Source organism: Pseudomonas sp. NFACC04-2 (assembly GCF_900119265.1).
Taxonomy (GTDB): domain Bacteria; phylum Pseudomonadota; class Gammaproteobacteria; order Pseudomonadales; family Pseudomonadaceae; genus Aquipseudomonas; species Aquipseudomonas fluorescens_AA.
In genome coordinates this window covers 363,725-383,120 of sequence record NZ_FPJC01000003.1, presented here as the reverse complement: position 1 = coordinate 383,120, position 19,396 = coordinate 363,725, and the positions used below count along the sequence as shown (strand labels likewise).

The window sequence follows — 19,396 nt, the reverse complement described above, 5'->3', positions numbered from 1 at the left end:
AGACAGGCAGCGCTTCGCCAAGCCTCGGTCTATCGCAAGTCAGCTTTGCAAGTACACCGCATGGGTATGGGTGTACTCATACAAACCATGCTTGCCATCGGCCCCGCCAATCCCGGATTTACGCACGCCGGCATGGAACCCCTGCATGGCTTCGAAGTTTTCGCGGTTGACGTAGGTCTCGCCAAAGTCGAGGCCACGAATGGCGTGCATGGCCCGGCTCAGGTCCCGGGTGTAGATCGAAGAAGTCAGGCCGTAGTCGCAGTCGTTGGCCAGGGCGATGGCCTCGTCCAGGTCGTCAATGATCTGGATCGGCAGCACCGGACCGAAGATTTCCTCACGCATGATGTCCATTGATGCGTTGCAACCGGCCAGTACCGTGGGTTGGAAATGAAAGCCGCTGGAGCGATCCGCCACGCTGCCGCCGCTCACCAGGCTGGCGCCTTGGATGAGGGCGGTTCGAACCTTGTGTTCAACGCTGTCCAGGCCCTGGCGGTTGATCAGCGGGCCCATCTCCACGTCGGCTTCGGCGATCGGGTCGCCGTAGCGGGTGGCAGACATCGCCGCGCTGATCCGCTCGATGAATTGATCGGCGACCTTGCGCTCCACGTAAACGCGTTCGGCACAGTTGCAGACTTGCCCGGTGTTGATGATCCGTGAATCGCGAATGGCTTTCACCGCCAGCGCCAGATCGGCATCCGCCAGCACAATGGCCGGGGCCTTGCCGCCCAGTTCCAGGTTGAGCTTGGTAATGTTCGGTGCCGCCGCCGTCATGATCCGTGAGCCGGTGGCGACGCTGCCGGTGAAGCTGATCATGTCCACTCCTTTGTGACCGCTCAGGGCAGCGCCCACCTGGCCGTCGCCACATACGACATTGAACACACCGGGTGGCAGGTCGGTCGCGGCGACCAACCGGGCGAATTCGAAGCAGTTGTTCGGGGTTTCTTCGCTGGGCTTGATGACGATGGTGTTGCCGGTCAACAGCGCCGGGGCCATCTTTCGAGCGATCAGGAAAAACGGAAAATTCCACGGCAGGATCCCCGCCACCACGCCCAGGGGCTTGCGGAACAGGAAGATGTTTTCACCGGGGCGGTCGCTGGTGATGATCTCGCCTTCGATGCGCCGGGCCCATTCGGCCATATAGTCGAGATAGTCGGCGGTGAAATGGACCTCTACCTCGGCCAGGGCACTGATCTTGCCTTGCTCCAGGGTAATGGTGCGCGCCAGGTGGGTGACGTTTTCCCGTAGTTTGGCAGCGATGCGGCGCAGGTATCCGGCGCGTTCAATGGCCGGTTTGGCCGACCAGTCTTTCTGCGCGGCACGGGCGGCAGCCAGGGCCTGATCGACGTCGGCGGCGTTGGAAGCCGGGACCCGGGACAGCAGCGCCCCGGTAGCCGGGTTGAACACGTCCAGGTGCGCCTCGCTGTGGGTGAACTGGCCGTTGATGAAGTTCTGGAACACAGGAACGGATGACATGGCGGTATCCTTCAGTAAGTGCGCGACGGCGCTTGAGCGGGGGAGGGTTCGCGGTAGAGGGCAAGGGTGGCAAGGGCACTCTGGCGCAGCAGGCTGATGTCGATGGCCACGGCGATGAACTGGCAACCCCAGCCCTGATAACGGCGGGCGTCTTCTTCGTTGGGTGCGAGGATGCCGCAAGCCTTGCCGGCCGCGAGGGTGGCATTGACCGCGAACTGGATACGCTCCTGGACTTCGGGGTGACCAGGATTGCCCGCATGGCCAAGTCCAATGGACAGGTCGGCGGGGCCGATGAACACCGCGTCCACCCCTTCGACGGCGGCGATGGCCTCGACGTTTTCCACTCCGGTGCGCGATTCCACCTGGACGATCAGGCACAGCTCTTCATGGGCCGTGGTGAGGTAGTTGGCGACGCCATCCCAGCGGGTGGCGCGGGTCAGGCCTCCGCCGACACCCCGCATGCCGTGGGGCGGATAACGCATGGCGCGCACCAGGGCCTGGGCTTGTTCAGCGGTCTCGACCATGGGAATCATCAGCGTCTGGGCGCCGACGTCCAACAGTTGCTTGATGAGGTTGGCATCGCCGGTCACCGCTCGCACCACTGGCGCGGTGGCATAGGGCGCTACGGCCTGGAGCTGGCTGAGCACGCTGGGCACGGTGTTGGGGGCGTGTTCGCCGTCGATCAGCATCCAGTCGTAACCGGTGCCAGCGACGATTTCGGCGGCGTAACCGCTGGCGAAACCGGCCCAGATGCCGTACTGCGTATGCTTGGAGGTCAGCGCGGCCTTGAAGGCGTTGTGGGGCATGGTCATGGTGGGCTCCTCTAGCGGTTATAAGGCCTATGCAGTTGGCACTCAGGGTTCAGCGTCACGCCGAAGCCGGGCTGATCGAGGACCGACAGGCGCATGCGGCCTTGCACCGGTACCGGCTCGCCCAGCAATTGCGGGTGGAACATCGGGACCACTTCGTCCGCCTTGGGCGCCATCATCAGGAACTCGGCGAACGGACTGTTATGCCGGGTGGCGACAAAGTGGTAGCTGTAGACCGAAGAGCCGTGGGGGATCACCAGCGCGTTGTGGGCGTCGGCCAAAGCCGAGATTTTCACCAGTTCGGTGAGCCCGCCACACCAGCCGACGTCGGGCTGGATAATGTCGCAGCAGCCCATTTCCAGGAGCATGCGGAAGCCCCAGCGGGTGGCCTCGTGTTCGCCGGTGGTCACCAGCATGCCCTTGGGGACGTTTTTGCGCAGCGCCGCGTAGCCCCAGTAGTCGTCGGGTGGCAGGGCCTCTTCGATCCATTTCAAGCCGTGCTCATGGGCGCCGACCGCGAGTTTGGTGGCGTAGTTGAGGTCCAGGCTCATCCAGCAATCGAGCATCAGCCAAAAGTCCGGACCGACCCGCTCGCGCATCGTCGCCAGTGCCTCGAGATTCTTGCGCAGGCCTTCCTCGCCTTCGGCCGGGCCGTGATGCAAAGGCATCTTGCCGCCGATGAAGCCCATTTTCTTCGCCAGGTCAGGCCGTGCACCGGTGGCGTAGAACTGCAACTCATCGCGCACCGCGCCGCCGAGCAGTTGATGCACCGGTTCCTGGCGGATCTTGCCGAGCAAGTCCCAGAGCGCCAGGTCCACGCCGGAAATCGTGTTGATCACCAGGCCCTTTCGGCCGTAGTAGAGCGTCGATTGGAACATCTGGTCCCAGATCTTTTCGATGTCGGTGATCCGGGCTCCTTCGACGAATCGCGCCAGGTGCTTCTCAACGATGTAGGCCGCCGGTTCGCCGCCGGTGGTCACGGCAAACCCGACCGTGCCATCGCTGGCCTCGATCTCTACCACCAGGGTGCCGAGTACGTTGATGCCGAAGCTGCGGCGACTCTGGCGGTAGTCCGGGTATTTGCTCATCGGTGTGGCGATGTGATCGTCGATCCAGTGGCCGTCCGCCTGGTCGTGATAATCCGCGCCGCCGCCTCGCAGGACAAAGGCGCGGACGTGTTTGATAGTGGGGATTCCCATTGTGCAGCTCCTTGAGTTAAACCGTGGCCGGTGTGTTCGAGGCGCGTTGGCCGGGGGAGTGGATGCCCAGTACCAGCAACGCGGCGATGACGGTGGTGGCGGCGAGCAGGTAAAGGCCGGCCGCAGGAGAATGGAAGGCGCCTTCGGCCCAATTCTTCAGCACCGGGGCAATGAAGCCGCCGAGGGCACCGAAGGAGTTGATCAGCGCAATGCCTGCCGCAGCGGCACTGCCAGCCAGGTAACTGGAGGGAAATGTCCAGAATACCGGCTGCACGGCGATGAAGCCGGAAGCGGCGAAGCATAGGGCGATGATGCCCAGAAGTGGGCTGGACACACTGACCGAGCAGGCGATCCCGGCGGCGGCCATCAACAGGGTCAACGCAGCCGTACGGCGTCGCTGGCCGGTGCGGTCGCTGTAACCGGGAATCAGGTAGGCCGCGCACAGCGCACAAACCCACGGAATGGCCGTGACCAGACCCACCAACAAGCCAACCTTGCTGCCCAGCAACCCGGCCACTTGGGTCGGCAGGTAAAACACCACGCCGTAGACGCTGGCCTGGATCAGCAGGTAAATCAGGCACAGGTAGAGCACCGAAGGCTGGCACAACACGCTGAGCAGGCTGCGGCCATGGGATTGTTTGTGCTGGTCCTCGGCATCAAGCAGTTCCTGGACCTGGCGGCGCTCTTCGAGCGTCAGCCATTTCGCATCGGCGGGGCGGTTGTCCAGGTACCAGTAGGCCCACACGCCCACCGCCGACGCCATCAGGCCTTCCACGGCGAACAGCCATTGCCAGCCGTGAACACCGACGAAACCGTCCAGCTCCAACAGCAGTCCCGACAGCGGGCTGCCGAAAATGAACGCCAGCGGGGCGCCGAAATAGAAGAAGCCCATGGCCTTGCCCCGGGCCGCCGAGGGGAACCAATAGGTGAGGTAGAGAATCACGCCGGGGAAGAATCCGGCTTCGGCCACGCCCAGCAGGAAGCGCAGCACGTAGAAACTGGTTTCGTTGTGGGCGAAGACCATGGCCGCCGACACCAGGCCCCAGGTAACCATGATCCGGCACATCCACAATCGCGCGCCGACGCGGTGCAGGATCAGGTTGCTGGGCACTTCCAGCAGTGCGTAACCGGCGAAGAACACGCCCGCACCAAACGCGAATGCGGCGTCGCCGATGCCGGTGTCGGCCTGGAAGGCCTGTTTGGCAAAGCCAACGTTGGCCCGGTCGAGAAAAGCCATGATGTACATCAGCAGCAGGAAGGGCAGCAGGCGCCAGGAAATCTTGGCCAGCACAGACACAGGAAGAGTCTTCATCGCGGGAGTCCTTTAGCAGGTATTTGTTCTTATGGGCTGGACTGTACGGCGGGCGATTGATGCGTTACAAATCGAATCTAGCTAACAATCGATACCGTTAAGGTATCGGTAATAAGAGGCCTATCCATGACTCATCCAGTATCGTCGCGCAGTCTGTTCAACCGCCTGCGCTACAAGCACTTGCACATGCTGGTGGCCTTGAACGCCAGCCAGAACCTGCACCGGGCTTCCCAGAGCCTGAACATGTCGCAACCGGCAGCGACCCGGATGCTGCACGAGATCGAGGACATGTTCGGTTGCGACCTGTTCGAGCGCATGCCCCGGGGCATGCGCCCGACCGCCCTGGGCCAGGAGCTGATTCGCTTCGCCGAATTGGCCCTCAGCGGTCTGGACCGCTGCGCCGAAGACCTGCTGGCCCGTCAGCAGGGCGGTTATGGTTACCTGTCCATCGGCACCATCATGGGGGCGGCGCCGGACCTGGTCATGGACTCCATCGCCCGGATCAAGGCGCTCAATACGCAGCTGCGGATCCGCATCATGGGGGACACCAGCGACCAGGTGATCCAGTTGCTGGAGCAGGGCCGCATCGACCTGGCCATCGCCCGGCGCAACGCCTCCACCGACAGCGAGCACTATGACTTCGAGCAACTGGGCAATGAACGACTGCTGGTGGTGGTCCACGCCGGCCATCCCCTGGCCCGGCGCAAAAAACTGGACCTGACCGAACTGGTCAGCGAATGGCCGTGGATCCTGCAGCCGGAAACCAGCCCGGCGCGCATCGGCCTCGATCAAGCGTTGCAACGTCTTGCGCTGCCGACGCCCGCAGACATCATCGAATGTAGCTCGGTGTATTCCATGCAACAGCTAATTCAACTGACCGACGCGATCATGGTGCTCTCGGAAACCGCCTTGCGCGATTACCTGAAGATGGGCCTGGTGGTGGCGCTGCCGGTGGCGCTGGACGTGCAGTTGGCGCCGTTTGGCTTGTTGCGGCGCAAGGGGGAGCCGGTGAGCCGGGAGCTGGGGTTGTTCATTGATCTGCTACGCACGCAGGCCGCGGTGGGAAGGTAGCGCCTGAGCGCTTGCTGCGCTGACGCCCGCAACCCCTTGCAACGGTTGCGCGGTTTCAAAAACCGATCGGTTTGGAGAGCATCGGCCACGTCAACGCACTCAATCGCCCCCAAGGATGGAGGTTCCACCATGTCTACCCTCGATAACCATGTCGAGTTTATCCAGGCCAGGCTGCCCGCCTGGCTGAAACGAGCCACACGGCTCCAGCAGGAGCGCTTCAGGGTGCTCACCCGGCAACTGCAACACGACAGCGATGCGCTCAACGCATTGCTCAAGGACCTGCCCACGCCCTATGCCTTTACCCTCGATCTGCTCAAGGTGCAGCCGCAGATGCAAGGCTGGAGCCAGGTCAATGGCCGCGGTGATATCGCGGAGGTGTTACGTCGGGCAAGGGTCCGGCGCAGCTCGTTCATCACGGATCCCTCGCTGTCGGTCGTCGAAGCGGCCATGCGCAACTACCCTCCCGACGATGCAATCACCGGCAGCGCGTTCGATCGAAAAGGCGAGCTTTTCATCAAGGGCAAGCCCGGGGAGTTCTATCGTTGGGGCGCACCGACGGACACCATGCCACTGCCCATGACCCCGGCCAGTTTTGCCCGCCTGTGCCGCAGTGTGGATGTGGGCGGGGCCTACCGGCGCTCGCTCGAATGGCGACTGCCGCGTATCGGCCATCAGGTGCCCATTGTCGCCACGGCCTACATGGCCTATGCGCGCAGCCAGCTTGCCTATGACGCCTACGAGGCGAAGCTGGATGGACGCCTGGATAACACCGGTGAGCGCTTGCTGGCCCACGTCGGCGTCCAGTTGGAAGATCGGCCTGTGGCGCCGCTGGCCTGCGAGGTCAAGGCGTTGGCGTTGCTGTCGGCACCGCTGTTCGGCGCTCGGGTGTACTGGGGGCTGGCAGGGGATGCCAAGGGTGTTCGCCCGATCGTGCTGCACATGCCCCATGATGCAGTGGCACCGCTCAAACAGTTTCCCAGCCTGCAGGCACTGTCGGCCGAGCTGACCGAACGGGTCCGCAAACGCAGTTATCGCCAGACCCTGTTGCGTTATCTGCCGCTGCGTCTGCAGGCCAGCCTGGGGTCGGCCCTGCACGATCAAGTGGAGTGGAAGGTCACGGACAACCTCAATCTCTTCCAGGAAATCCATGCCCGAATCACCGGGTGGCGCGAGGGCGAGCGAGGCGAGGACGGCAACCCTCGACGGATTCGGATCCCCACGCCCAAGGTGGCCTGGGGCCTGGATGACCTGCGCGAGGATCCCTGGCACGCCACCTACCACGAATGGCGTGGTCATACCCTGGCCAACGCCTCGGCCTTGATGGTCCCGACCCGGGATCAGGACTGGCGGGCGCTGCTGGCTCGCCTCGAATACTGGGAAAGCCTGGTCGAGCGTTCGCTGATGGTCGCCGCGACCTTTTTCCCGTTCTGCGCACCGGTGGGCCTGGTTGCCGCCGCAGTAGGCGGGGTGCGCCTGGTGTATGAAATCTTCGAAGGGATCCAGGCGTTCAATGAAGGTCACGCGCAAGAAGGTATTGAGCATATCTTCAACGCGTTGTTCGGGGTGGCCCAGGGCGCTTACCTGGGCTTCATTGGCGCAGCCATCGAGCCCATGCCCGTGGCTGACGGCACCACCCGGTTGTGGAATGGCGACATGCGCCCCTTTGAAGCACAGCGTTTGCCTCCCGTTGACGCCGAGCAGGACGCCTGGGGTGTCTGGCGCACGGCGGACGAGGCCTGGGTGCGAATCGAGGATCGTTACTTCGAAGTGCAAGGCACGCGGGACAACGTGAATCTGCGCCTGCCTCCCGGGCATACAGGCGTTGCGCCGCCGCTGGAATGGAACCGCACGCGAGGCTGGCAGTGGGCACACCGCAACCCCTTGCAGCGAAGTGGCCTGGAGCTGTTGCGAACCTTCCCCGAAACGCCCGTCGAACTCGACGACCCTACGATACTGGCCGTGCAACGCCAGGTCGGTATCGGCGAAGCGCATCTGCGCTACCTGCAAGTGGAGGCGCGGCCGATGCCGGCCATATTGGCCGATGGCCTGGACGAGGCACGGAACTGGCAATGGGTGCGGCACACCATTGAACGCCTGCGCCGTGGCGAAGCGCCGCAAGGGATGCATTTTCGCATCGTCCAGACCCTTGTGGAGCTGCCGGGCTGGCCGGAAGACATGACCTTGCGCTACCACGATGGCATCAATCTGTACCCGGTAGGCGATACGGCCGACACCCGCTCCATCCTCCTGACCAAAACCGACCTGGCCGACGATGCCTGGGCCGCTCGCATCCTGGAAGGCCTGAGCAGTGACGAGCAAACCGTACTGCTGGGGCAAAGCAGTGTCGGTTTGCAACCGCTGGAGCGAAGTCGCTTGTTGGCCGGCCGTTGGGCCGCACGCCTTGAGCGTGACGCCAGGCGCGTGACGATGGCCATGGGCAGGTCCACCCGACTCGATCCACTGGCAGTTCCCTTGGTCCAGGCATTCCCGAGCCTGCCTGAATCCATCGCCAACGAGCTCGTTCGCGACGTGACAGGCAAAGACCGGCTGCGCTTGCTCGAGGGTCGGGTGGCCGGGCAGCTCGGCAGGCAGGCGGCCGAAGCGTTGCGTGAGCTACGTTTGAGCCGTGCGCTGCGCGCCTTGGAGCGTGGCGAAAGCAGCGTCGATCGGGATCGCATCATCATGGGGCTGCTGGCGGATATGCCCAATCTCCGCGGGCGTCTGCACCTGCGGTTGTGGTTGCGCGAGCTGGCGGATCCGGTCGGGCTAGGGGACGCCGGGCCGCTGAAAGTCATCCGCCAGGAAGGTGAACTGTATCGCCCCTTCGACGAAACCGGCGAAGAACTGGCGAACGCCATGGCCCTGGAGGCTGCGCTGCTAAGGGCCATGCCGGACGAGGCTCGCAGTGCCCTGGGCCTGAATATCTGGGAGGCGGACCGGCTGCGCCGCCAACTGCTGACACGGGCCCTGGTGGACCGGCAAGCCCTGCGTCCGTACTTGGCGATGCGTCGCCTGGGTAGCCTGGGGTCTCGTCCGCAATGGCTGAACGGACACCTGGTTTACCCGCTCAGCGGCCGTGGCCGGCTGCCGTTGCAGGAGTGGCAAGGCAGCCTGCGTCAGCGCCTGGAGCGGCTCTATCCCGCCCACGCGGGAAATGCACTGGAACGGCTGCAGCTTGGCCTGAACGAACAGGCCGGGCTCGAGGGCATCAGCCTCAACGATGTGATCACCCGCCTGGAGCACGAATGGACCACCCTGGACGAGGGGCTGCGCCAATGGGTCGACCAGGAAGGCTTTCACCACCCCGCTGAACAGATACTGGACCGTGAGGCGCTGGTCGCGCAGCGCCAGGTCATTGCGAGGGAAATTCGCCGGGCCTGGCAGCGCGCGCCTGACCCGGGCAGGGAGGGCGCAGAGTTGGTATTGCGGATAGAAAACATCAACGTCGGCCGGCTGCCCCCCATCCCGGTTCGTTTCGAGCACATCGAATCAATGGTGCTAGCCAATCTGGAGCTGGTCGAGGATCCTTCAGACTTCCTGCGCATGTTCCCCGGCATCGAATCGCTGAACCTGCGGGGCAATAACCTCACGGCCGTCCCCGTAGCGGTAGGTGAGTTGCGGGCGCTGGTGGATCTGTCATTGGCCCGCAACCCGTTGCACTTGAGCGCGGATGTGTTTGCCCCTCTGCTGGGCAATGATCCTTCGATCCCGTTATGGACCCTGGACGTGTCCGGGATCAGCAGCGGCGCGGCATCGGGGACCAACGCCGAGGTGCTTGCCGCCATTGGCAGCCTGGCCGCGCTACCGTCCCTGCGTGAAGTCATCTGGACCGACAATCTGGATTTCACGCCCGAGCAGTTGCAGGCCCTGACTGCCACATTGCCCGACCTGCGGGCGCTGAACCTGGCGCGCTGTGGCTTGCGGCTGGACGAGGAGGGCAGCGCTTTCCTGCGCAGCGCCACCGCTTTGCAGGAACTGCGCCTGAGTGAAAACAACTGCCGGGACCTGCCGGAGCTCCCCGAGCTTGCGAACCTGATGACGCTGGAGCTGGGCAGGACCGGCCTGGATCGGGTGCCCTCGTTGGCCTTGGCGGTGCTGGCCAGGCATTCCGATGTATTCATCTCCGATACGTTCGTCGTCGATCTCAGCGGCAACCGTATCACCACTATCCAGGATGACTTGCTCCCTGCGCTCAACCGTTTGCCGAGCCTTGACACACTTGGGGTCTGGCTTGACGACAACCCCTTGCCCAGCGCCCAGATCAATGCCCTGCGCAATGTGTTTCCCGAGGCGTTTCACTACACCGTCGACGAGTGGCTCTATATTTCTGCCTCGCTCCAAAGGGCACTGGAGGTTGCCCGTGACGATCCCGGGATGCGAAGTTTCATCGATTGGTTTTCTGGCCGCGTCCGCGAAGCCGACGAGGATTCCCCAGCCGGGCTGGCGTTTGGCGTTCGCCAGAGGGCCGGGGCCGTTCTGCAGCACTTCATCGGTTATGGAAACGTCTATGACCAGTTGCCCACCTTGATTGGCGATTTCGACGTACAACTTCGACAATTGCGCACGCGCTTGCAAATTCGCAGCCAGGACAGGGAGCAGCCGGACATCGGCGAGCTGGAGCTGCACTTCACGATGTTCGAGTCGGTGATGCGTGCACGACTGTCCCGGGACGGGGCGCCGTTCGCGAGTTTCCTGGCCGAACACCTCTCCCATTGGGACTTCGCGCTGATGGATCGCTATATCGATCCCTTGCAGCGCCATGCGCAGATGAGCCGGGAGGCGTTCATCGAATGGCTCAGCGATGCCCAGGATACCTTCGACAGCAACGATCAAACCCCGCGTACCGGCGAGATGACCTGGCGGCCTTACCTGGGCCTGATGTCCCGCGAATGGACCGATGGACTGGCGCTCTGGGAAACGGTCGATGACGACCTGGTGAATGCCTTCAGCGAGCCTATCGATCCGTCCCGCTGGCCCCAGGTCATGCTGGATAACCTGGTTTCGCCTGACCCCGGATTACCCAGCCCCTTGGAGCCGGTCACCGAAGGCGAGCGGATCGTCTGGCGGCGCACGGGGCTCGAAGCCGTTGCCGATGTGGATTGGCGGGGCGGCCAGCCGGTGACGCTCAACGAGGATCAGTTGCGCCGCACCATGGCCATCTACCGCTCGGTCAAGAGCCGGGAGATCGAGGCCCTGGTGCGCCGGGTGACCAGGAGCCTGGTTACCGCCTGGTGGCCGGTGCTGCCACTTTGAAGACCAGCGCCTTCAGGCCACATTGCACGTCGGCATCGGGAAACTCCGGTGGATTGGCCAGCCGCTGCTCGAACGTCAGCCCGGGGGCTTCGCGGGTGACCCCGTCGATGAGGAAGTCCGGTCCGGTGGCCGGGTCATTGCTGCAGGCCAGGACCGTGCCGTCGGCCGTCAGCAGTTCTGGTAGGCGGCGCAGGACCCGCTGGTAGTCCTTGGTCAGCAGGAAGCTGCCTTTCTGGAAGGTCGGCGGGTCGATGATCACCAGGTCATACGGCCCGCTATTGATCACCTTGCCCCAGGATTTGAACAGGTCATGGCCGAGGAAGCTCACCTGGCCAAGGTCATGGCCGTTCAGGCGATGGTTGTCACGGCCTCGACTGAGGGCCGCGCGCGACATGTCCAGGTTGACCACATGCCGCGCACCGCCGGCGATGGCCGCCACCGAGAAGCCGCAGGTGTAGGCGAACAGGTTCAGTACCCGCTTGCCACTGGCGTTGGCCCGCACCCAGTCGCGACCGTAGCGCATGTCGAGGAACAGGCCGTTGTTCTGTTTCCTGCCCAAGTCGATCCGATAGCGCAGGCCACCTTCGGTCAGGGTCCATTCGTCGATGGGGTCGCCCACCAGCCACTGGGTGAGGCTCTGGGGCAGGTAGCGGTGTTGCACGGCGAGGGTATGGGCGCCGCTGTTTTTCCAGGCGGGCGAGGCGGCGAGAGTGAGCAGCATGGACATCAAGTCATCCAACTGCATTGGTTCCGGTTCTTTGAACAACGAAACCAGCACAATCCCTTGCAGCCAGTCGACGGTGAGGTGCTCCAACCCTGGCCAGCACCGGCCGCGACCATGGAACAAACGGCGGGTTTCTTCCGGCGGGGAGGCCAGGGCTGTCAGCAAATGGGTCTGCAGATCATTTAGAACTTGAGGGGTCATCAGGCAAGGCCGGCGATTCGAAAGGCCGGCATTTTAACCTGTGGCGCGGGAGCTTGCTCCCGCTCAGTTGCACAGCAACGGCCTGTTCAGCCACCGCTGCTAGACAGAATGCTCGCCACCTGTTGCGGCTGGCAGTTGAGATACGCCGAACGCTTGAGCCAGCCCGGATCCGGGTACCAGGAGAACATGAATTGGCCGCCCTTGAGCTTGTCGATCACCTGCCGCGCCACTTGCGGGCGCACAGCCGGGCAACCCTGGCTGCGCCCGATTCGCCCCTGGCGCACGCTCCACAGCGGATTCACGTAGTCGGCGGCATGGATCACGATCGCCCGGTCACGGGCCAGGTCGTTGAAGCCCGGTTCGAGGCCGTCCATGCGCAGTGAATAGCCGTGGGTGCCCTGGTAGCTTTCCTGGGTACGGAACAGCCCCAGGCTCGACTGATAGCTGCCCAGGCGATTGGAGAATTGCGTGGCGAAATTTTCCCCGGATTTCTGCCCATGGGCCACCAGGTCGCGCAGTACCAGTTTTTTCTGGCGCAAGTCGAAGATCCACAAACGCCGGGCCGTGGACGGTTGCGAGTAGTCGATCACCGCCAGGTGACGGGCCTGGCCGGCGCCATTGGCGACCGCGCATTGCATAGCGCTCAAGGCACTTTTGAGCGCCAGGGGATTGAGTTCCGGCGCCGCCTGGGCGAGGCTGTGGTAAAGCGTCTGCGACTTTGCCTTTTTGTCGGCCAGCGCCGGGCTGCAAATGATGCCCAGGCCCAGCATGACCAGGCAGAGCCGGCGCAAAAAGCCCGATACAGGCGAAGGCGTTCCAACGTGGTGTTCGTTCGCGGCATCCCGTCCGAATTCGTTTGTGTGCATGATGGCGGGTCGTACCTGTCGCAAAATTCACCGTCAGCGAGACGGCCATGGATTGGAGTAAAGCAGTTGTTCAAAAAGTCCGCATGTTACCTGAGCCTTTTATTGCTCACTGCGCCATTGGTCGCCACAGCCGAAGACAGCGATCCGGCACTGGTGCAGACCACCCTGGCGCAATTGGCGGTCGCGTGCCCGGACGTCGCGGTGGGTGTCGACTTTCCGACGCTGCTCGATTTGCAAGCGTTCTATCAGCAAAACGCAGGCCAGGAAGTCTGGTCGGACAACGAACGACGGGGGGCGTTGCAGGTCCAGTTGCAACAACTGGCCGATGACGGCCTCGATCCCGCGCGCTATGGCTTGCCGGTCGAGGGCGCGATCCAAGGCCCTCATTGTGCCGACATCGCCATCAGCCAACGCTACCTGCAAGCCTTGCATGACCTGCGTTTCGGCTACCTGCCTCAAGACCGGCTGGAGCCGGTGTGGAAGGCCAACCCACCGCCACAGGACCACCCGGCCGTGGTGCTGGCCATCGCCGGGCTGGGCTTGCAGAACCTGGCCGACGCTTTTGAACAGGCACGACCGAACCTGGACCTCTACCGCAACCTGCGCGGCCTTTATGCCCGGTTGCGGCAACAGCCTTTAGCCGAATGGCAAGCGGTGCCGGGCGGGCCGTTGCTGCAACCGGACAAACAGGACGCCCGCGTACCCGCCCTGGCCCAACGACTGTTCAACGAGGGGTATCTGAGTACGCCGCCGCAGGTGAGCGACGAGCACTACAGCCCCATGCTGGTGGAGGCGATGAAGAGCTTCCAGGCCCAGCATTCGTTGCAGGCCGATGGTGTGGTGGGACCATGGACCGTCACCGAGCTGAACATCAGCCCGGCCATGCGCCGCGAGCAGTTGCGCATCAACCTGGAGCGCATGCGCTGGCTGGCCCAGGACGTGGAGACCGACAGTGTCCTGGTCAACGTGGCAGCGGCGCAGTTGACGGTCTACCGGGGCGGCGCGCCGGTCTGGCAAACCCGCACCCAGGTGGGTCGTGCGCAACGGCAGACGCCGCTGCTCAAATCCCACGTCACCCGACTGACACTCAACCCGACCTGGACCATTCCGCCGACCATCATGCGCGAAGACAAACTGCCCGAGATTCGCCGCGATCCGGAGTTTCTCAGCCGTCACAACCTGCGGATTCTCGATGGTGATGGCCTGCCGTTGCTGGCGGAAGATGTCGACTGGGAGCACCCGGGCAACCTCATGTTGCGCCAGGATCCAGGCCCGAAGAACCCGTTGGGCAAAATGGCGATCCGTTTTCCCAATCCGTTTTCGGTGTACCTGCATGACACACCGAGCCAGGCACTGTTCAGCAAAGGCCCACGGGCCTTCAGTTCAGGCTGCGTGCGGATCGAGCAAGTGATGCACCTGCGCGACCTGCTGGTAAGCCCGGCCGAACGCGCACGCACCGACACGCTGCTGGCCAGTGAGTCGACCCACGAGTTCAGGCTGGCCCGGCCCGTGCCGATCCTGCTGGGCTACTGGACAGCACAAGCGGACAGCCAGGGCCAGGCGGTATACGTCCCGGATATCTATGGGCGTGACGCGACACTGTCGGCCGCCCGTGGTCGCGCGCTCTGAGCTCAAGCGCATGCGGGCGCGGGCGCATGGATGGTTTCGTCGAGTGTTGCGGATAACCGCTGGCCGATAACGCCGGCGGCCTGCAAATGCTGTTGCGGATCGGCGGTTTCCGAGTCGAGCAAACGCTGGGAACTCACTACCCGGGCACCGCAATAACCGAAAATGCCATGGTCGATCTGCGTGGTCATCGCCTCACCGTAGCCGTGGCGCTGGAAGCTGTCGGCATCGGCGCCACCGACTTCCACCAAATGGACCCGCAGGTGCTGCAGCTTCTGGATAAACGGCTTGTCGAGGCTGAAATCGAACGCCCAGCCGTTGGAAAACACCCGGTCGATCCAGCCCTTGAGCAGTGCCGGCATCGACCACCAATAAATCGGATAGACCAACACCAACGCGTCGGCACGGTCGATTCTGGCTTGTTCGGCCAGCACATCCGCTGGCGGCAACGCCTCGCGATGGTGCACGGCGTGGTCGGCAAAGCTGAAGCGCGGATCGAAGCCTTCGCCAGCCAGGTCGGCGATCTCGAACGTATCGGCAGGGTTGGCGCGGGTGATGCCCTCGGCGATTTTCCCGGCCAGGCTGTGGGTGAGGGAGCGCGGATCGTGGTGAGCCACAACGATGAGTGCATGCATGGCGAAACTCCTTCTGGTCACGAGGTCTTGATGACAGGTATGCTTAAGTTACGCTTAGTAAGTTATGGTTGGTAAAGTTAGCATGTCAAGCACTGACGAACATTCGCAGGCTTCACCTCGTCGTCGTTTATCCCGGCACGACCGGCAGCGCCAATTGCTGGATGCCGCCTGGCGACTGGTGCGCGAGGAGGGCAGCGACGCCTTGACCTTGGCGCGGCTGGCGGACCAGGCGGGGGTGACCAAACCCATCGTCTACAACCACTTCATTACCCGGTCTGGGCTGCTGGCGGCGCTTTACCAGGATTTCGATGCCCGTCAGACCGCACTGATGGATGCGGCCCTGGATGCCAGTGAGGCCACCTTGCAAAGTCGAGCGGCGGTGATCGCTTCTTCCTACGTCGAATGCGTGTTGTTGCAAGGTCGAGAGATTCCCGGGGTGATTGCAGCGTTGACCAGCTCGCCGGAGCTGGAACGTATCAAGCGTGAATACGAGGGCATTTTCCTCGACAAGTGCCGCGCGGTGCTGGAGCCGTTCGCCGGCACAAAGGGCATCACCCAGGCCGGTTTGCGAGCGATGCTGGGAGCGGCGGAAGCATTGTCCAATGCCGCCGCCACTGGGGAAATCAGCGCTGACGAGGCGAAAGAAGAGTTGTTGGCCAGTATCGTGGCGATGGTGACCAGGACCGTCGACACCTCTCCAAGCTGATCCGCCGCTATCGCGAGCAAGCTCGCTCCTACAAGGGAGTTGCGGTGGATTGAGCCCAACCCTATGTGGGAGCGAGCTTGCTCGCGATGACGGTCTTACGGTGAACGGCGGGTTCGAACGATTGCACTTTTATGAAGCCGTAGGCGGGGTGATCGCACCATCGCAAGGCAGTTGGCGGTGCCTGCGAAACGGCGCAGCAGGCCGATGAGCTTGCGGTGGCTGAGCCTGCGGTGTCGCGGTCAGGCCCGCTCCCACTGGGATCGTCGGCGAATGCGGGGTTGTGAATACAGTCGCGGATGAGGTTTGGCACGCTCGCTGCAAGAGGCTATCCAGGCCCACCGTGAACACAGTCGAGTGGGCAGCCCCGTCGGTCAACGAAGATCGAGCGCCAGCAGGCCGGGGGACATCGGTAGGTCAAGGCGCAGTCGCCGGGCCGATACCGCACAGAACAGGCAAAGACGCCTGGAACCGCAAGGTTTCAGGCGTCTTTTTTTTGCTTTCAAAATCGTGATGGGCTTTTGTCGGGTGCTTTTTATGAATTCCAACGTTGCTTCTCTGAACAAGCTGCAAACGCTGATCGTGATCGGCAATGGCATGGTCGGCCATCACTGCGTCGAGCAACTGATCGAACGTGGTGCCCTCAATCATTACCGCGTGCATGTGTTCAGCGAAGAGCCGATGCGTGCCTACGACCGCGTGCACCTGTCCGAGTACTTCTCCGGGCGTGATGCCGAGTCCCTGGCCCTGGGCGACGCGTCGTTGTACCAGACCCCCGGCGTCTCGTTGCACCTGGGCGTACCCGTGCTGGAAATCGACCGCCAGGCGCGCCAGGTCGTCACCGCCCGGGAGCGCATCAGCTACGACAAACTGGTGCTCGCCACCGGTTCCTACCCGTTCGTGCCGCCGATCCAGGGCGCCGAGGGAGATTCTTGCCTGGTCTACCGCACCCTGGAAGACCTGGATGCGATCCGCGCCGCTGCCAGCAATGCCCGCCGCGGCGTGGTGGTCGGTGGCGGCCTGCTGGGCCTGGAAGCGGCCAACGCCCTCAAGACCCTGGGCCTGGAAGCCCATGTGGTGGAATTCGCGCCACGGCTGATGCCGGTGCAGTTGGACACGCAGGGTGGCTTGGCCCTCAAGGCGCGCATCGAAAGCCTGGGCGTCGGTGTGCACTTGTCCAAGGGCACCCAGTCCATCAGCGCCGGTGAGCAGTACCGTTATCGGATGAATTTCGGCGACGACGATTTCCTGGAAACCGACCTCATCGTGTTTTCCGCCGGTATTCGCGCCCAGGATGCCCTGGCTCGCCAGAGCGACCTGCAGATCGGCCCGCGCGGTGGCGTGGTGATCGACGATCATTGCCAGAGCAGCGATCCGGACATTTACGCCATCGGCGAATGCGCAGCCTGGAACGGCAGCATTTTCGGCCTGGTCGCCCCGGGTTACCAGATGGCCCGCAGCGTCGCGGCCCGGCTGTGCGGCGAAAGCGCTGAAGCCTTTACCGGTGCCGACATGTCCACCAAGCTCAAGTTACTGGGCGTGGACGTCGGCTCCATCGGCGATGCCCATGGCAACACTCCAGGTTCGCGCAGCTTCCAGTTCATCGACGAAACCAGCGCCAGTTACCGGCGGCTGGTGGTGGACGCCGCCGGCAAGCGCGTGATCGGCGCGGTGCTGGTGGGGGACAACAGCTACTACGACACCCTGCTGCAATACATGCAGAACGGCATCGCCTTGCCCAAGGACGCTGCCAGCCTGATCCTGCCATCGTCCGAAGGCGCCCCGACCCTGGGCCCGGCGGCGTTGCCCGAAACCGCCACGATTTGCTCGTGCCACAACGTCACCAAGGGCTCGATCTGTTCGGCCATCGATGGCGGCTGCACCGATCTCGGCCAGCTCAAATGCGACACCAAGGCCGGTACCGGTTGCGGTGGTTGCGCGGCCCTGGTCAAGCAAGTGTTCGAGCACGAATTGATTGCCCGCGGCGTCAGCGTCGACAAGAGCCTGTGCGAACACTTCGCCTACACCCGCCAGGAGCTGTATGCGCTGGTGCGCGTTGAAGGCATCCTCAGTTTCGAAGAACTGTTGGCCAAGCACGGTCGAGGTCACACCGGCTGCGACCTGTGCAAGCCGGCGGTGGGCTCGATCCTGGCGTCGTGCTGGAACCAGCCGATCATGGACCCGTCCCTGGTGGCGCTGCAGGACACCAACGACACCTTCATGGCGAACATGCAGAAAAACGGCACCTACTCGGTGGTGCCACGCATCGCCGGCGGGGAAATCACCGCCGACAAACTGATCGCCATTGGCGTGGTCGCCAAGAAATACGACCTCTACACCAAGATCACCGGCGGCCAGCGCATCGACCTTTTCGGCGCCCAGTTGCACCAGTTGCCGGACATCTGGGCCGAGCTGATCGAAGCCGGTTTCGAAACCGGCCATGCCTACGGCAAATCCACCCGTACGGTGAAATCCTGTGTGGGCAGTACCTGGTGCCGCTACGGCGTGCAGGACAGTGTGCAGATGGCGCTGACCATCGAGGACCGCTACAAAGGCCTGCGCTCGCCGCATAAGCTCAAGTTCGCCGTGTCCGGTTGCACCCGTGAGTGCGCCGAGGCCCAGAGCAAGGACGTCGGCGTGATCGCCACCGAGAAGGGCTGGAACCTCTACGTGGCCGGCAACGGCGGCATGCGCCCGCGTCACGCCGAGCTGTTCGCCACCGACCTGGATGATGCCACGCTGATCCGCTACATCGACCGTTTCCTGATGTTCTACATCCGCACCGCCGACAAACTGCAACGGACCTCGGTCTGGCGCGAAAGTCTGGAAGGTGGCCTGGACTACCTCAAGGACGTGATCATCCACGACAGCCTGGGCCTGGGCGCCGAGCTTGAAGCCCAGATGCAACTGGTGGTCGATCGCTACGAATGCGAATGGGCCAACGCCTTGAAGGACCCGGAGAAGCTCAAGCGTTTCCGCACTTTTGTCAACGACAAGCGCGGCGATCCGGACGTTCACTTCGTCCGCGAGCGCGGCCAGCGTCGGCCGGTTCACGCCCATGAACTTCACCTGATTCCCGTTACCGAGGAGGTGCTCTGATGAGCCAGTCAAACGTCGTTCGTATTCCCGCCCGCGATGTCGCCCGGGAGCCCTTGCAGTGGCGTGCCCTGTGCAGCCGCGCCGACCTGGTGCCCAACTCCGGCGTGGTCGCCTGGCACGACGGCAGCCAAGTGGCGTTGCTCTATCTGCCGGAACATGAGGACAGGCCGCTGTACGCCATCGACAACCGCGACCCCAAGTCTGGTGCGAACGTCATCGGCCGCGGCTTGCTGGGCAGCATCAAGGGTGACCTGGTGATTGCCTCGCCGATGTACAAGCAGCATTTCCGCCTGGAAGACGGCCATTGCCTGGAATATCCGGAGCAAAGCCTGCGGGTGTGGCCGGTACGCTTGAATGGCGATGTGGTGGAGATTGGCGAGGACTGATCCGTGAGTTGAAAGCTGAATGAAAACCTGTGGGAGCTT

Annotated in this window: 13 protein-coding genes; 6 read left to right on the top strand and 7 right to left on the bottom strand. The window is 63.3% G+C overall.

The features are described 5' to 3' along the window. Positions 1-39: 39 nt before the first annotated feature. Genes aldA through BT125_RS06175 form a run of 4 tightly spaced genes read right to left on the bottom strand, consistent with a single transcriptional unit; the run spans position 40 to position 4,793 of the window. Positions 40-1,473 carry an aldehyde dehydrogenase gene (gene aldA / locus BT125_RS06190; protein WP_072405661.1) on the bottom strand — a complete coding sequence of 478 codons (1,434 nt, stop codon included), beginning with the start codon at positions 1,471-1,473 and terminating at the stop codon, positions 40-42. 11 nt (positions 1,474-1,484) lie between these two features. Continuing rightward, complete coding sequence (locus BT125_RS06185) at positions 1,485-2,285, bottom strand: aldolase/citrate lyase family protein (protein ID WP_072405660.1); 801 nt, start codon at positions 2,283-2,285, stop codon at positions 1,485-1,487. Positions 2,286-2,296: 11 nt separating this feature from the next. Further along, positions 2,297-3,481: an L-rhamnonate dehydratase gene (gene rhmD, locus BT125_RS06180; protein ID WP_072405659.1), complete on the bottom strand. Its 1,185-nt coding sequence runs from the start codon at positions 3,479-3,481 to the stop codon at positions 2,297-2,299. 16 nt (positions 3,482-3,497) lie between these two features. Next, a complete protein-coding gene (locus tag BT125_RS06175) occupies positions 3,498-4,793 on the bottom strand; it encodes an MFS transporter (protein WP_072405658.1) in 1,296 nt (431 codons plus the stop codon). Between the two features lie 126 nt (positions 4,794-4,919). Between BT125_RS06175 and BT125_RS06170 the strand changes: the two genes are divergently transcribed. Together BT125_RS06170 and BT125_RS06165 are read left to right on the top strand one after the other, a co-directional pair. Next, positions 4,920-5,864, top strand: coding sequence for a LysR family transcriptional regulator (locus tag BT125_RS06170; RefSeq protein WP_072405657.1), 945 nt, complete (start codon positions 4,920-4,922; stop codon positions 5,862-5,864). Positions 5,865-5,993: 129 nt separating this feature from the next. Beyond that, positions 5,994-11,117, top strand: a complete 5,124-nt coding sequence (locus BT125_RS06165; RefSeq protein WP_072405656.1) for a dermonecrotic toxin domain-containing protein — start codon at positions 5,994-5,996, stop codon at positions 11,115-11,117. Here BT125_RS06165 and BT125_RS06160 read toward each other — a convergent pair. Together BT125_RS06160 and BT125_RS06155 are read right to left on the bottom strand one after the other, a co-directional pair. After that, on the bottom strand, positions 11,086-12,042 hold the full coding sequence (locus tag BT125_RS06160; RefSeq protein WP_072405655.1) for a class I SAM-dependent methyltransferase: 957 nt from the start codon (positions 12,040-12,042) through the stop codon (positions 11,086-11,088). The genes BT125_RS06165 and BT125_RS06160 overlap by 32 nt on opposite strands. A gap of 86 nt (positions 12,043-12,128) precedes the next feature. Beyond that, positions 12,129-12,812, bottom strand: coding sequence for a murein L,D-transpeptidase catalytic domain family protein (locus BT125_RS06155; RefSeq protein ID WP_072405654.1), 684 nt, complete (start codon positions 12,810-12,812; stop codon positions 12,129-12,131). A gap of 162 nt (positions 12,813-12,974) precedes the next feature. Between BT125_RS06155 and BT125_RS06150 the strand changes: the two genes are divergently transcribed. Beyond that, positions 12,975-14,537, top strand: a complete 1,563-nt coding sequence (locus BT125_RS06150; RefSeq protein WP_072405653.1) for a L,D-transpeptidase family protein — start codon at positions 12,975-12,977, stop codon at positions 14,535-14,537. A 2-nt stretch (positions 14,538-14,539) separates the two neighbouring features. Here the strand turns inward: BT125_RS06150 and BT125_RS06145 are convergent, their stop codons facing one another. After that, positions 14,540-15,169, bottom strand: coding sequence for an NAD(P)H-dependent oxidoreductase (locus BT125_RS06145; RefSeq protein ID WP_072405652.1), 630 nt, complete (start codon positions 15,167-15,169; stop codon positions 14,540-14,542). An 82-nt stretch (positions 15,170-15,251) separates the two neighbouring features. Between BT125_RS06145 and BT125_RS06140 the strand changes: the two genes are divergently transcribed. The 3 genes from BT125_RS06140 (at position 15,252) to nirD (ending at position 19,357) form a co-directional block, all read left to right on the top strand. Then, positions 15,252-15,875 (top strand): TetR/AcrR family transcriptional regulator, encoded by a 624-nt coding sequence (locus BT125_RS06140; RefSeq protein ID WP_072405651.1) that lies wholly within the window; start codon positions 15,252-15,254, stop codon positions 15,873-15,875. Positions 15,876-16,409: 534 nt separating this feature from the next. Continuing rightward, complete coding sequence (gene nirB, locus BT125_RS06135; protein ID WP_072405650.1) at positions 16,410-18,971, top strand: nitrite reductase large subunit NirB; 2,562 nt, start codon at positions 16,410-16,412, stop codon at positions 18,969-18,971. Beyond that, positions 18,971-19,357, top strand: a complete 387-nt coding sequence (gene nirD / locus BT125_RS06130; protein ID WP_072405649.1) for a nitrite reductase small subunit NirD — start codon at positions 18,971-18,973, stop codon at positions 19,355-19,357. The genes nirB and nirD overlap by 1 nt, the downstream gene beginning before the upstream one ends. Positions 19,358-19,396: the final 39 nt, after the last annotated feature.